The organism is Lysobacter fragariae, assembly GCF_054779775.1.
On sequence record NZ_BAAGXP010000006.1, the window covers coordinates 24542 to 38094 of the forward strand.

The following is a 13553-nucleotide window of genomic DNA, read 5'->3' on the forward strand; positions in this document are numbered from 1 at the left end:
TCACTCACGCCGCGCTCCCGACGTCGCGCCCGGCATGAGCGCCAGTGCGCGCAGACAGGCATGACGATGTTGCGCGCCGCGCTCGGGACCAAGATCGGGATGGCCGGGAATGCTCAGGCGGTAGCGGCGTCCGTCGCGCTCGGCTTCGTCGACCCAGCGCGCCAGCCGCGAGATGCGTGCCTCGTAGGGAAGATTCCCGAGTTGCGACCAGTCCAGCACCACGTCGGCGCCGAGCGGTTGCTCGTACTCACGCACGAGCAGCGTGTCGCGTCGTGCGGAGTGCTTCCAGGCGATGGCACGACGTGCATCGCCGGCGCGATAGTTGCGCAGGTGATGGACGTCGTCGCCACTGGGATGTAGGCGCGTCTGCGCGTTTTCGCCAGCGCCGGCAGGCAGGGGAGGGCCATCGGATTCGGGCGTCGGATATACCAGTAGCGGCGCATCGCTCCACACGTACGACCATGCGCGCGCCAGGCCAAGCGGGCGGCGCGTGGAGATGCGCAGGCGCGGCGTGTCCAGCCAGCCGCGCTGCCGCGTGGGCAGGGTGATTTCCGCTTCGCCGCGGCCCTGGTCGAGGTTGAGGACGGCGAAATCGGTGCGTTCGTCGTCGTCGATGCGCAGGCCTCGGCGCAGGCGTGCAGGGTCTGCCTGTGCGTGCACGCGCAGCTGCAGGGGAAGTCCGGCCGCGACGGGTTCCGCTTCCACCGCGACGATGCCCAATCCGGTCAGCTGCATCTGCGCGGCGATCAGGCTTGCCAGTCCCGCCGCACCCAGCAGCAGGCCGAGCAGCAGTGCGGGATTGTTGTTGTAGTTCAGTGCGCCCAGCACCATGGTCAACAGTGACACGGCATAGAACAGCCCGAAGCCGGTCGGTAGCACATAGACACGGCGTCGATCGATCAGTGCCGGCAGCGCTTCGGGCTGGCGCGGCGTGGTGAAGCGCAGCGCACGCGAGCGCAGGCGACGCCAGTGCGGGCCCAGGAACCGGTTCAACAGCGGGCTGAAGGAAGGAAGCATCCGGCTTGGTGCGCGGTGTTAATCCACCGGCACCGCATGCAGGATCGAACGCGCCAGCGATGCATCGCTACCTGCCTGTGCGTCGGCGACCAGTCGATGCGCTGCGACGGGCAGGAACAGCGTCTGTACGTCTTCCGGGACGACGTGCGCGCGACCGAGCAGCATCGCGTGCGCCCGCGCGGCACGCAGCAGCGCCAGGCCCGCGCGCGGCGACAGGCCCACGCGTACGCCCGGGTGCTTGCGGCTGCGCGCGAGCAGCGCCTGCACGTACGCGATCAGCGCCTCGCTGGCGTGGATCGCCAGCACCGCTTCGCGTGCGGCCATCACGTCGGTGGTGCCCAGCACCGGGCGCGTCTGCGCGATCAGGTCGCGGCGGTCGGTGCCGGCGAGCAGGTCGCGTTCGGCGTCCTCGCCCGGATAGCCCAGTGCCAGTCGCAGCAGGAAACGGTCGAGTTGCGAGTCGGGCAGGGGATAGGTGCCCGACAGGTCGACCGGGTTCTGCGTGGCGATCACGAAGAAGGGTTGCGGCAGGGCGTGCGTGGTGCCGTCGACGGTGACCTGGTGCTCGGCCATGGCTTCGAGCAGCGCGCTTTGCGTGCGCGGCGGTGCACGGTTGATCTCGTCGGCCAGCAGCACCTGGGTGAACACCGGGCCGGGATGGAACTGGAACGTGCGCGCCTGCGGGTCGAACACCGAAACGCCGACGACATCGGCCGGCAACAGGTCGGAGGTGAACTGCAGGCGCTGGAAGTCCAGGCCCAGTGTCGCGGCCAAGGCGTGTGCCAGCGTGGTCTTGCCCAGCCCGGGCAGGTCCTCGATCAGGATATGGCCACCGGCAAGCAGCGCGACGAAGGCGAGGCGCACCTCCTGCGCCTTGCCCAGTACCAGTGCGTTGACCTGTGCCTGTGCGCGTTCGAGGGCGACGCGCAGGGCATCGGTTAGCATGTTCGCCGCGCTCGGGGATGCTGCCATTCGCACTCTCCTCAATGTCCAACGAAGTGTAGCGGGGTCGCAGGTCTCGATGCGGGTTGAAGCCGGACGTAGTGAACTGCCGAATGATCGACTGGCCGCGGGCGCCAGCCGACTGAACACGGGCGACAACGAGGCGTTGCGCTCACGCGCGATGTTCTGGGCGCTGTGGTCGGTGGTATTGCTGTTGAAGCTGATGGTGGCCGCGCGGCTGCCGCTGTTCGTGGACGAGGCCTTCTACTGGCAGGAAGGCCATCACCTGGCCGCCGCCTATTCCGACCTGCCTGGGTTGACTGCGTGGCTGATCCGGCTGGGCGTGGCGTTGGGCGGCGAACATGCCTTCGCGCTGCGCGCGCCGTTCCTTTTCATCGCCGCGCTGGTGCCGTTGCTGATGGTGCGCATCACAGAGCGCGAGTTCGGCGAACGGGCGGGCTGGCAGGCTGGCTGTTTTGCCCTGCTGTTGCCGCTGGCTGGAACGCTGGGATTGTTGGCCGTACCGGACGCGGTGATGGCGTTGGCGACGCTGCTCTGCATGGACGCGGGCGCGAAGCTGCTGCGCGAAGTCAGCGCCGCTGCCGCGCTTGAGCTGGCGCTGGGCCTGATTTTGGGCGCGTTGAGTCACTACCGTTTCATCGCCGTGATCGGCGTCGGTTTCCTCGCCTTGCTGCTGCTCGCCGATGGTCGTCGCGCGTTACGCGACGTGCGCGTGTGGACCGCGATCGCGCTGGGCGCTTCGGCATGGGCGCCTCTGGTGGCTTGGAATCTCGACAACGCCGATGCCGGCCTGCGCTTCCAGCTGGTGGATCGGCACCCATGGGCGTTCCACGCCGATGGCATCACCTTCATCGCCATCCAGGCATTGCTGGTCACGCCGCTGCTGTTCGTCGCGCTTGCCCACGCCGGATGGCGCGGGCGTCGCGGTGCGCTGGCGGTGTCGCGTTACTTTGCGCTGCTGGGTGGACTGGTGGTGTTGGGATTTTTCGCGCTCGGATTCTTTGCCGACACCGAACGCGTGAGCTTCCACTGGCCGCTGCCGGGCTATCTCGCACTGATTCCGTTGTTGCCTTCGTTGCTGGCCAGTTGGCGACGTGGCGTGCGCGTGGCTACGTGGCTGCTGGCGGCCGTCGGACTGGTGGCGATCCTGGGTTTCTACTTCGTGGCGTCCACGCCCGACCTGCGTGCGCGGACCGCGGCGGAGAAGTGGTACCCGTCCAACTTTGCCGGATGGGACGAGTTGGCCGATGCGGTGCGCCTGCAGCGCGGACAAATGCCGCCGGGTACGCGCATCCTTGCTGACAATTTCAAGGTGGGCGCGGAACTCGGCTTCGCGCTGCACGACGCCGACATTCCCGTGCTGGACCATCCGCTCAACCACAAGCATGGCCGCGCACCGCAGCTGAAGTTGTGGGGCCTTCAGCATGCGGGTGGTGTCGACTGGAGCGCGACGCCGACGTTGCTCGTCGTCGGCCTCAACGAAGTGGCCTACAAGGACCTGCTCGCGCGCTACCACACGTTGTGCGCAATGGTGGGTGCGTTGCCGCCGCCGCGTGTGCTGAACATCGACCACGGTCGGCAGCGCTTCGCGCTTTTTGCACTGGTTGTACGCAGCGAAGGCATGTGCACCGCACCGGCGATGGCCTGGATTGATACGCCGGTCAGCGGTGCTGCCCTGGCGCGCGGTAGCGAACTGGAAATCCGCGGATGGGCGTTCAAGGACGGCGTCGGTATCGCGGGCGTGGACGTACTGCTGGATGGTGCGCCCGTCGGTTCAGTCGAATATGGGCTCGACTACACCGGCCTGCTTCGGCAGTGGCCGCAGAGCAACGATCCGCAGCATCCCGACGTGGGGTTCGCGGGCAAGGTGGACCTGCGCAAGGTCGGGAGCCTGTCGGCGGGCCGGCACTGGCTGGGCCTGCGCCTGCATGGCCGCGACGGCAGCGTCGAAGACTGGTCCGAGCAGCCCATCGACATCGAGTGACTAGGGCGGGTCTCGACCCGCCGTTGCAGGTTGCGGATCCAGGTATCCGTTGGCGTCACCAAACATCCGCGTCCAACCACAGCGCGGCATATCGCCTTTCGGACAAGCGGTTCAAGCGCGGCCACCTTGAAGCTCCATCCGTTCCGGGAGCGACGGGTCGAGACCCGCCCTACGGCAACGCGAATCCTGCTTCGCGAAGCAGTCGGGCCGTGGCGATCAACGGCAGTCCGACCAGCGCCGTGGGATCGCGGGTTTCGATGGCCTCGAACAGCGTGATGCCAAGGCCTTCCGACTTGAAGCTGCCCGCGCAATCGAAGGGTTGCTCGGCGTCGACATAACGCTCGATTTCCGCCGCCGATAGATCGCGGAATCGCACGATGGTCGTGTCGATCGCGACGCGCGGCGCGTCACCATCGCGCAGCACGCACACGCCGGTGCGGAACTGCACGGCCCGGCCTGACATGGCGGCCAGCTGGGCGATGGCGGCGTCGCGATGTCCCGGCTTGCCCAGCGGCCGGCCATCGAGTTCGGCGGCCTGGTCGGAACCGATGACCCAGGCGCCCGGCTCGCGCTGCGCGATGGCGGCGGCCTTTGCCACGGACAGGCGCTGGGCCAAGGCCTCCGGGGCTTCGTGGGGCAGGGGGCTTTCGTCGACTTCAGGCCGAGCGGTTTCGAAGGCCAGGCGCAGGCGCTGGAGAAGGTCGCGGCGATACAAGGACGTCGACGCGAGGATCAGTCGTGGCATGGGCGGCTTCGGTTTGTGGTCTGGGCGAGGCCGGTCAGGCCAGCGGGGCGCGGGCGCGTTCGATCTGGATCAGCTGGGCGTCGATCCGGGCGCGGGCGGCATCGATCGAGGCGCGAACCCCTGCCAGCTGCGCCAGGCTGGCGTCGCGGCCATGGTCACGCAGCCACAGGCGCTGACGGAGCATCTCGCGCATGGCGTCTCCGACCGGGTCGGGGCCGTGGTCGCCGGCGACGGCCTCGATTTCGGCCCGCGCCTTGCGTAGCCGGGCTTCCAGGGCGTCGGCGGCGTCCAGCAGCTCCCGCATTGCCCGGGCACGCCGGCCGGGCCCGTATCGCCGTACCAGGATGACTGCCAGGACAACGAAGCCGGCTGAGATCAGGATCCAGAGGAAGGCTGGGACAGTCACGGCGGCTCGGAGTGCGCAGGCGGGCCTGCAGTCTGAACCGCTCCGGCGCCGAAGCACAACGGAGCGGCTCCCTGCCGGGGAAGGGGGTGTCCAGGGGAGGGCGGCGTGAATCCCGGCGCTCCCGAGCCGCAAATCCCCATTGCCACAAGGGCTTACGGGTTTGACAGGGGCTCCGGCGGCCACTAACATCCCGCGTCTTATGTCAGCTGGCGCGCCATCGGAACGGGTACCTGAGGTTCTGGATGCTTGGCGCATGGTGGCTGCACGGCGCGGCGTCGAAGGACGCCTGCCGCTTGCGTCGCTGACACGGCTGGAAGACAGCCTGCTCGATACCGAAGGTGATGTGCGTTTCGCGCTCGATTTTGACAGCGATTCGTTCCAGGTGCCCTACGTCGAGCTGCGGATCGAGGCCGAGTTGCCGCTGCTATGCCAGCGCAGCCTGGAGCGGTTCCTCCTTCCAGTGAAGATCGTGCAGCGGCTCGGTCTCATCCGCGATGAAGCGGACGAAGCCGCGCTGCCGCCGGGTTACGAACCGCTGCTGGTGCCGGAAGATGGCGAGCTGCGGACTGCCGAGCTGGTGGAGGATGAACTCATCCTCGCCATCCCGGTGGTGCCGGTGAAGCCCGGCAGCGAGGCGGTGGAGCGCGACTGGCCAGCCCCGCAAGAGGAACAAGAGCGCGCGAATCCATTCGCTGCCGCGCTGTCGGCACTGAAGAAACCGAACAACTAAGTATTAATTCCGGAGCAAGACCATGGCAGTTCAGAAGTCCCGCGTTACCCCGTCCAAGCGTGGCATGCGCCGTGCGCACGACTCGCTGTCGGCCAAGCAGCTGGCTACCGACCCGACCACCGGCGAGACCCACCTGCGCCACCACGTGACCGCCGACGGTTACTACCGTGGCAAGAAGGTCATCGACACCCAGTCGAAGGTTGCTGACGAAGAATGATTATTCCGACGCCTTTGACGTCGGAATAATTCCCGCCGTTCGAACGGCCGCGTTGCGGCCGTACAACGCCGGGAGCGAAGCGGGCGCTTAGGCGCCCGTTCGCGTTTGTGCGTTCCGGTCAATGGTCGACCGAAGAGTTGGTGCATCGCCATTGGGGGAGCCGCTTCCGGCAGGCCCGCCTCATCGATAGGCCACTTCGTCATAAGCAGGCCGCTTCCAGCAAAACAGCCTTCAGTCGAGTTGTTCCCAGCGAAAGCGGTGTGAACGGGATCGCTTTTAACGAGGTCGTCCCTGGGGCTGTTGAGCCATCCGCCGCGTTGCGGAGTAGCATTCGCAGTTTGGAGTTCGGGTATGGCGACCAGCCATCCTCGATCGCCGACCCCCATCGCTCCCACGAGACAGGCATGACCCAGCAAGTGTTCGCGCGCATCGCAGGTACCGGCAGCTACTTGCCGGAGAAGGTCCTCACCAACGCCGACCTGTCGAAGATCGTCGACACCAGCGATGAGTGGATCGCCGCGCGCACGGGTATCCGCGAGCGTCACATCGCCGCCGAAGGCGAAACCACCAGCGATCTCGCCTTCCACGCCGCCACGCGCGCGCTGGAAGCCGCCGGCGTGACCGCGTCGGACCTCGACCTCATCGTGGTCGGCACCACGACGCCGGACCTGATCTTCCCGTCCACCGCATGCCTGCTGCAGGCGAAGCTCGGTGCCGCTGGCTGCCCGGCGTTTGACGTCAATGCCGCGTGCTCGGGCTTCGTCTATGCGCTGACGGTGGGCGACAAGTTCATCCGCTCCGGTGCTGCGAAAACGGTGCTCGTCGTAGGTGCCGAAACGCTGACCCGCATGCTCGACTGGAGCGATCGCAGCACCTGCGTGCTGTTTGGCGACGGTGCAGGTGCGGTCGTGCTCAAGGCCGACAGCGAAACCGGCATCCTCAGCACGCACATGCATGCCGATGGCACCAAGAAGGAATTGCTGTGGAATCCGGTCGGCGTCTCCGTCGGCTTCAATCTGGAAGAGCACAACGCCGGCGTGCGCGTGCTGATGACCGGCAACGATGTCTTCAAGCATGCGGTGAAGGCGCTCGATTCGGTCGTCGAGGAAGCGCTGGAAGCCAACGGCCTGGATCGCCACGAGATCGACTGGCTGATCCCGCACCAGGCCAACCTGCGCATCATCGAAGCCACCGCCAAGCGCCTCGACATGCCGATGGATCGCGTGGTCGTGACCGTCGACAAGCACGGCAACACGTCGTCCGGTTCGGTGCCGCTGGCGCTGGACGAGGCGGTGCGTTCGGGTAGGGTCCAGCGCGGTCAGCTGGTGTTGCTGGAAGCGTTCGGTGGCGGTTTCACGTGGGGCTCGGCGCTGTTGCGCTATTGAAGCCGGGAACCCTTGCGGCGCCATCTGGGCTTCGCGAGGGATTTTTTTCGTGATGCCCTGCCAAGGTGGTTTGCCATCGCCGGCTGCCGGCGCGGCATCAGTCATGCAGGTCATCCGGTCTGGTCGCGGGCCCTCTATACGCACCGGTACAGACGAATGACCCGCTTCGACCGTATCATTCCGCGTCTTTTTTGAAGGGAACCTCCGTGACGGAATCCGCTTCGCAGCAGCTCGCCTTCGTATTCCCCGGCCAGGGTTCGCAATCGCTGGGCATGCTGGGTGAACTGGCCGCGCAACACGCAGTCATCGCCGAAACCTTTGCTGAAGCCAGCGAAGGCGCCGGCGTGGACCTGTGGACGATTTCCCAGGACGGCCCGGAAGAACAGCTCAACCAGACCGAATTCACCCAGCCGGCGTTGCTCGCCGCGGGCGTCGCGGTGTGGCGCGCATGGCAACGGCAGGGTGGCGCGATGCCATCGGTGCTGGCCGGTCATAGCCTGGGCGAATACTCCGCGCTGGTCGCGGCGGGTGTGCTGTCGCTGCACGATGCCGCGAAGCTCGTTCGCCTGCGCGGCCAGCTGATGCAGGACGCCGCGCCTGCCGGTACCGGCGCGATGGCGGCGGTGCTCGGCGCCGATGACGAAGTCGTGCAGGAAGTCTGCAAGGCCGCATCCGGCGACGAGATCGTCGTTCCCGCCAACTACAACTCGCCCGGCCAGATCGTGATTGGCGGCCACAACAATGCCGTCGGCAAGGCGCTCACGCTGCTGAGCGAACGTGGCGTGCGCAAGGCGGTGAAGCTGGCCGTCAGCGTGCCCTCGCACACGCCGCTCATGCGCGAAGCCGCCAATCGCCTCGCGGAGGCGATGAACAACCTGCAATGGCAGGCGCCCGCGCTGCCGATCGTGCAGAACGTGGATGCCGAGGTGCACGACGGCGTCGACGCGATCCGCGGCGCGCTGGTACGCCAGCTCTACCTGCCAGTGCAGTGGACCGGCTGCGTGCAGGCGCTGGCTGCGCGCGGTGCGACCCGCATCGCCGAATGCGGCCCGGGCAAGGTGCTGGCTGGCCTGGTCAAGCGCATCGACAAGACGCTCGACGCGCGCGCGCTGGGAGCTGTTACCGAATTCGAAACCGCATTGACGGAGTGGAAGGCATGAGCAATCTCAAGGGCGAAGTCGCGCTGGTCACCGGCGCCAGCCGTGGCATCGGCGCCGCCATTGCCGACGAGCTCGCCGCACAGGGCGCGACCGTCATCGGCACCGCCACGTCGGAAGCAGGCGCCAAGGCGATCGCCGATCGCCTCGCCGCGAACGGTGGCCACGGTCGCGTGCTCGATGTCGCCAACGCCGAATCGGTTGATGCGCTGATCGAAGCCGTCGCCAAGGACATCGGTCCGATCAGCATCCTGGTGAACAACGCCGGCATCACCCGCGACAACCTGCTGATGCGCATGAAGGAAGAGGACTGGAACGCCATCCTCGATACCAATCTCACCAGCGTCTACCGCACGTCCAAGGCGGTGATGCGCGCGATGATGAAGGCACGCAAGGGCCGCATCATCAACATCGCTTCGGTCGTGGGCGTCACCGGCAACGCCGGCCAGACCAACTACGCCGCGGCCAAGGCGGGCATCATCGCCTTCAGCAAGTCGCTGGCGAAGGAGATCGGCAGCCGCGGCATCACCGTGAATGTCGTCGCCCCCGGCTACATCGCCACGGACATGACGAAGGACCTGCCTGAGGACGCCCGCCAGGCGCTGTCCGAACAGATCGCGCTGGGTCGCCTGGGCGAGCCGGCGGACATCGCCCGCGCGGTGGCATTCCTGGCCGGTCCGGCGGCGTCCTACATCACCGGCGAGACCCTGCACGTCAACGGCGGCATGTACATGCCGTAAGCTGCGGCCCCGCAACGGGCAGGTGGAAGGGTATCGACCCGTTTTCCAGCCTGCCCATTGCGCCATGGACCGGCGCTAAGCGTTTGAAGCAAAAGGGCTTTCGCGACCTTCGCGAACGCCCGCGATTCATTTAGACTATTCCATCGAATTCCCGATCCCGGGAGGAGTGAGACCCAATGAGCAGCATCGAAGAGCGCGTCAAGAAGATCGTCGTCGAACAACTCGGCGTGAAGGAAGATGAAGTCACCAACAACGCTTCGTTCGTCGACGACCTCGGCGCAGACTCGCTCGACACCGTCGAGCTGGTGATGGCCCTCGAAGAAGAGTTCGAGTGCGAGATCCCGGACGAGGAAGCCGAGAAGATCACGTCGGTGCAGCAGGCGATCGACTACATCAAGGCCCACGTCAAGGCCTGATCCGGGAAGTCGGTCGCGGGGTCCGGCGGTTTTCGCCGGGCCACGCAACGGGACGATGGGTTGGCTTCCACTGGCGAAGCTGCCCTGATCGGGTCCCGTGACCGGATGCCGTGACCGGATTTCCTGACCAAACCGGGGCCGCGCTTGCGGCCCCGCGTCTTTGCAACCCAGTGACCGTGCCGCGATGACCCGCGGCGAGCCGGTCCAGTCCACCGGCGACGTGCCGGTGCAGTTCGCAGTGGAGCTACCCATGTCCAAACGTCGTGTAGTGGTTACCGGTCTCGGCATCATCTCCCCGCTGGGCAATGATCTGGCCAGCAGTTGGGATGGCATCGTCAATGGCCGTTCGGGCATCGGCCCGATCACCCACTTCGACCCGGCTCCGTTCACCACCCGCATCGCCGGACTGGTGAAGGACTTCGATTTCACCAAGTGGGTGAATTCGAAGGACGCCAGGAAGATGGACGAGTTCATCCACTACGGCGTCGCGGCTTCGCTGATGGCGCTGGAAGACGCCGGGCTGACGATCGACGACTCCAATGCCGAACGCGTCGGCGCCCTGATCGGCTCCGGCATCGGCGGCCTGCTTGGCATCGAAGAGCAGACCATCAAGTTCCACGAGGGCGGCCCGCGCAAGATCTCGCCGTTCTACGTGCCCAGCACCATCATCAACATGCTGCCCGGGCAGGTGTCGCTGATCACCGGTGCCAAGGGCCCCAATTTCTCTGCCGTGTCCGCCTGCGCGACGTCGAACCATTCGATCGGCATGGCGATGCGCATGATCCAGTACGGCGATGCCGACGTGATGATCGCCGGCGGCGCCGAGCGCGGTTCCTCGCCGACGTCGGTCGGCGGTTTCTGTTCGATGAAGGCGATGTCCACGCGCAATGACGAGCCGACGAAGGCCTCGCGCCCGTGGGACAAGGATCGCGACGGCTTCGTCCTGGGCGACGGCGCCGGCATCCTGATCCTGGAGGAGTACGAACACGCCAAGGCGCGTGGCGCGCGCATGTATTGCGAACTCGCCGGCTTCGGTGCCTCGTCCGACGCCTTCCACATGACCGCACCCAGCGAAAATGGCGAAGGTCCCGCGCGCTGCATGGCGATGGCATTCAGGGATGCGGGCATCACGCCGGACCAGATCGGTTACCTCAATGCGCATGGCACGTCCACACCGCTGGGCGACCTGGCAGAGACGCTGTCGATCAAGCGCGCCCTGGGCGACCACGCCTACAAGACCATGGTGTCCTCGACCAAGTCGATGACCGGCCATCTGCTCGGCGCCGCGGGCGGTGTCGAAGCGATCTTCACCGTGAAGGCGCTGCACCACGGCATCATTCCGCCGACGATCAACCTGGACAATCCGGGCGAAGGCTGCGACCTCGACTACGTGCCGCACACCGCACGCGAGGCGAAGGTGGATGTCGTCGTCTCCAACGGTTTCGGGTTCGGCGGTACGAACGGAACGCTGGTCTTCAAGCGTCTGTGAGATTGACGTTCCTCCTTCGATGACGAAGGGGGAACTCCGCATTGCACCGCGGTGTCACGTTGACGCCGCGAGAGGGCGTTAGAGGCCCAGTCAACGGCACAAGCAATGCTGGTAACCCGATCACTGCCTACCACCTTCGACCTGCTCGCACTGCAGCGCCTCGCGCCGCAGCGCTATCCGATGCTGCTGGAATCCAGCGCGCATGGCACCGCGCAGGGGCGATGGGACCTGCTGCTGGCCAGCAATGGCGAGTCGCTGCGGCTGGATCGCGATGGCGTGACCCGCGACCAGGAGGAGAACTCGTGCTCTGGCGATTTCCTGCACGCACTCGACGCCGCATGGCGGGCCGAACACATCGCCCGCGACGAACCGCGCTGGCCGTTTCGTGGCGGCTGGGCATTGCTGTTGGGCTACGAGCTGGCGGGGCAGGTCGAACCTGTCCTGCAGCTGCCCGCCGCGCCGGGCACGCTGCCCGTCGCGCTGGCGCTGCGTTGCCCCGCTGCGATCCTGCGCGACCACGCCACCGGCGAATGCATCGCGCTGGCGGAGCCCGCGCATGCGGCGCTGCTCGACGTCATCGCCACCGATATCGGCGCCGTCGCGTCGCTGGCTGGTCTTCCCGATTGGAAAGCACCCGCCGCCATCCATGAGGACGATCCGGCCCGGTACACCGATGGCGTGAAGCGCGTGATCGACTATCTGGTCGCGGGCGATACCTTCCAGGCGAACCTGTCGCGCAAATGGCAGGCGCATTTCGATGGGACGCTGGAGCCGGCCGCGCTGTTCCAGCGCCTTCGCGCGAACAATCCCGCGCCGTTCGCCGGCGTGTTCGCGCAGCACGACTGGGCGGTGGTGAGCGCGTCGCCCGAACGGCTCGTGTCGGTGCGTGGCGACGTGGTCGAAACCCGGCCCATCGCCGGCACGCGCGCGCGTTTTGCCGGCGACGATGACGCCGCACGCATCCGTGAACTGGTCGGCCATCCGAAGGAACGCGCAGAGCACGTAATGCTGATCGACCTGGAGCGCAACGACCTGGGCCGCGTGTGCACGCCCGGCAGCGTGGAAGTCGACGAGTTGATGACCGTGGAAAGCTACGCCCACGTGCATCACATCGTGAGCAACGTCCGCGGCCGCCTGCGCGACGGCATCACGCCGGGCGAGGTGATCCGTGCCGTGTTCCCGGGCGGAACCATCACCGGATGCCCGAAGGTCCGTTGCATGGAAATCATTGCCGAGCTGGAAGGCGAGGGCCGTGGCGCGTATACCGGCGCGATGGGTTGGCTCAATCGTGATGGCGACATGGACCTCAACATCCTGATCCGCAGCGCGGAACTGGAAGCGGGCAGTGCGGTGAGCACGCTGCGATTCCGCACCGGTGCCGGTATCGTCGCCGACTCCGATCCCCATCGCGAGCTGGAAGAAACCCGCGCCAAGGCCCGCGGCATGCTGCGGGCACTGGGAGTGGACGAATGACCGCGCGCGTCTTCGTCGGTGACACGCGGATCGACGCAGTAGCCGCCGGAGACCGTGGGCTGGCCTACGGCGATGGCCTGTTCGAAACCATGCGCGCCCATCGCGGCGAACTGTCGTGGTGGGAGCAACACTGGGCGCGCCTGCAACGCGGCGCGCTGCGGCTCGCGATCGAGCTCCCCGGCGAAGCGGCCGTCCACGGCGAAGCGCAATCCCTGCTGGACGGCGAAGACGCTGTTCTCAAGCTGATCGTGACCCGCGGCAGTGGCGGCCGCGGATATGCGCCACCAGAGCAGGGCGTGGCGACGTGGGTCCTGTCACGGCATCCGCTTCCGCCGGCGCCGCCCGAGGAGGGCCTGGTCCTGTGCTGGTGCGACACGCGGCTGGCGCTGCAACCCGTGCTGGCGGGGATCAAGCACTGCAACCGCCTGGAACAGGTCCTGGCGCGTGCCGAATGGAACGATCCGGACATCCAGGATGGACTGATGTGCAGCACGGACGGCGACGTTGTCAGCGCGACCTCGGCCAATGTGTTCGTCCTGCGTGAAGGCCAATGGCTGACGCCGCAGGTCGACCGCTGCGGCATTGCCGGCGTCTGCCGCGAATGGGCGCTGGCGACGCTACCGGCCCGCGAGGCGCGACTATCCGTGACCGACGTCGAAACGGCCGACGCGGTTTTCCTGTGCAATGCCGTGCGCGGTATCCTGCCCGTGGCACGGCTGGGCGAGGGCAAGTGGCTTCCTCACCCGCAGGTGTCCGAGCTGCATCGGCGCCTGGCGGCCGCGCATCCTGCCTTCGGGCAGGCCGCACCCGAATAACCGGCTTTCGCCGCCG

14 protein-coding genes are annotated in these 13553 nt (G+C 66.8%); 10 read left to right on the forward strand and 4 right to left on the reverse strand.

The genetic code is table 11. From position 1 onward, the window contains the following. Positions 1–1017 carry a DUF58 domain-containing protein gene (locus tag ACYVD7_RS06160; RefSeq protein ID WP_460760440.1) on the reverse strand — a complete coding sequence of 339 codons (1017 nt, stop codon included), beginning with the start codon at positions 1015–1017 and terminating at the stop codon, positions 1–3. Positions 1018–1035: 18 nt separating this feature from the next. Continuing rightward, entirely contained in the window at positions 1036–1989 is a 954-nt protein-coding gene (locus ACYVD7_RS06165) for an AAA family ATPase (protein WP_460760443.1), read from the reverse strand. 151 nt (positions 1990–2140) lie between these two features. On the opposite strand from ACYVD7_RS06165, the gene ACYVD7_RS06170 reads away from it, so the two are divergent. Continuing rightward, positions 2141–3964, forward strand: coding sequence for a glycosyltransferase family 39 protein (locus ACYVD7_RS06170; protein ID WP_460761830.1), 1824 nt, complete (start codon positions 2141–2143; stop codon positions 3962–3964). Positions 3965–4133: 169 nt separating this feature from the next. On the opposite strand, the gene ACYVD7_RS06175 is transcribed toward ACYVD7_RS06170, so the two are convergent. Further along, on the reverse strand, positions 4134–4709 hold the full coding sequence (locus ACYVD7_RS06175) for a Maf family protein (protein ID WP_460760446.1): 576 nt from the start codon (positions 4707–4709) through the stop codon (positions 4134–4136). A 34-nt stretch (positions 4710–4743) separates the two neighbouring features. Further along, positions 4744–5115, reverse strand: coding sequence for a hypothetical protein (locus tag ACYVD7_RS06180; protein ID WP_460760448.1), 372 nt, complete (start codon positions 5113–5115; stop codon positions 4744–4746). Between the two features lie 199 nt (positions 5116–5314). Between ACYVD7_RS06180 and ACYVD7_RS06185 the strand changes: the two genes are divergently transcribed. The 9 genes from ACYVD7_RS06185 to pabC all read left to right on the forward strand — a co-directional run bounded on the left by ACYVD7_RS06185 (position 5315) and on the right by pabC (position 13537). Continuing rightward, positions 5315–5845 (forward strand): YceD family protein, encoded by a 531-nt coding sequence (locus ACYVD7_RS06185; RefSeq protein WP_460761833.1) that lies wholly within the window; start codon positions 5315–5317, stop codon positions 5843–5845. A gap of 22 nt (positions 5846–5867) precedes the next feature. Next, on the forward strand, positions 5868–6062 hold the full coding sequence (rpmF, locus tag ACYVD7_RS06190) for a 50S ribosomal protein L32 (protein ID WP_460760451.1): 195 nt from the start codon (positions 5868–5870) through the stop codon (positions 6060–6062). Between the two features lie 404 nt (positions 6063–6466). Beyond that, entirely contained in the window at positions 6467–7447 is a 981-nt protein-coding gene (locus ACYVD7_RS06195) for a beta-ketoacyl-ACP synthase III (protein WP_460760454.1), read from the forward strand. Positions 7448–7653: 206 nt separating this feature from the next. Continuing rightward, positions 7654–8607: an ACP S-malonyltransferase gene (gene fabD, locus ACYVD7_RS06200; RefSeq protein ID WP_460760457.1), complete on the forward strand. Its 954-nt coding sequence runs from the start codon at positions 7654–7656 to the stop codon at positions 8605–8607. Next, positions 8604–9344, forward strand: a complete 741-nt coding sequence (gene fabG, locus ACYVD7_RS06205; protein ID WP_460760459.1) for a 3-oxoacyl-ACP reductase FabG — start codon at positions 8604–8606, stop codon at positions 9342–9344. The genes fabD and fabG overlap by 4 nt, the downstream gene beginning before the upstream one ends. Positions 9345–9520: 176 nt before the next feature. Beyond that, positions 9521–9760 carry an acyl carrier protein gene (acpP, locus tag ACYVD7_RS06210; RefSeq protein WP_187712453.1) on the forward strand — a complete coding sequence of 80 codons (240 nt, stop codon included), beginning with the start codon at positions 9521–9523 and terminating at the stop codon, positions 9758–9760. Between the two features lie 250 nt (positions 9761–10010). Then, positions 10011–11249, forward strand: coding sequence for a beta-ketoacyl-ACP synthase II (gene fabF, locus ACYVD7_RS06215; protein ID WP_460760462.1), 1239 nt, complete (start codon positions 10011–10013; stop codon positions 11247–11249). Positions 11250–11354: 105 nt separating this feature from the next. Then, positions 11355–12722, forward strand: a complete 1368-nt coding sequence (locus ACYVD7_RS06220) for an aminodeoxychorismate synthase component I (protein ID WP_460760465.1) — start codon at positions 11355–11357, stop codon at positions 12720–12722. Continuing rightward, on the forward strand, positions 12719–13537 hold the full coding sequence (gene pabC / locus ACYVD7_RS06225) for an aminodeoxychorismate lyase (protein WP_460760468.1): 819 nt from the start codon (positions 12719–12721) through the stop codon (positions 13535–13537). The genes ACYVD7_RS06220 and pabC overlap by 4 nt, the downstream gene beginning before the upstream one ends. Positions 13538–13553 lie beyond the last annotated feature (16 nt).

Bases quoted from the DNA above. Each gene is read 5' to 3' on its own strand.
- ACYVD7_RS06195 (WP_460760454.1), top strand. From the start codon at position 6,467: ATGACCCAGCAAGTGTTCGCGCGCATCGCAGGTACCGGCAGCTACTTG.
- pabC (WP_460760468.1), top strand. From the start codon at position 12,719: ATGACCGCGCGCGTCTTCGTCGGTGACACGCGGATCGACGCAGTAGCC.
- ACYVD7_RS06175 (WP_460760446.1), bottom strand. From the start codon at position 4,709: ATGCCACGACTGATCCTCGCGTCGACGTCCTTGTATCGCCGCGACCTT.
- rpmF (WP_460760451.1), top strand. From the start codon at position 5,868: ATGGCAGTTCAGAAGTCCCGCGTTACCCCGTCCAAGCGTGGCATGCGC.
- ACYVD7_RS06185 (WP_460761833.1), top strand. From the start codon at position 5,315: ATGTCAGCTGGCGCGCCATCGGAACGGGTACCTGAGGTTCTGGATGCT.
- fabF (WP_460760462.1), top strand. From the start codon at position 10,011: ATGTCCAAACGTCGTGTAGTGGTTACCGGTCTCGGCATCATCTCCCCG.
- ACYVD7_RS06220 (WP_460760465.1), top strand. From the start codon at position 11,355: ATGCTGGTAACCCGATCACTGCCTACCACCTTCGACCTGCTCGCACTG.
- fabG (WP_460760459.1), top strand. From the start codon at position 8,604: ATGAGCAATCTCAAGGGCGAAGTCGCGCTGGTCACCGGCGCCAGCCGT.
- ACYVD7_RS06160 (WP_460760440.1), bottom strand. From the start codon at position 1,017: ATGCTTCCTTCCTTCAGCCCGCTGTTGAACCGGTTCCTGGGCCCGCAC.
- ACYVD7_RS06170 (WP_460761830.1), top strand. From the start codon at position 2,141: ATGTTCTGGGCGCTGTGGTCGGTGGTATTGCTGTTGAAGCTGATGGTG.
- ACYVD7_RS06165 (WP_460760443.1), bottom strand. From the start codon at position 1,989: ATGGCAGCATCCCCGAGCGCGGCGAACATGCTAACCGATGCCCTGCGC.
- acpP (WP_187712453.1), top strand. From the start codon at position 9,521: ATGAGCAGCATCGAAGAGCGCGTCAAGAAGATCGTCGTCGAACAACTC.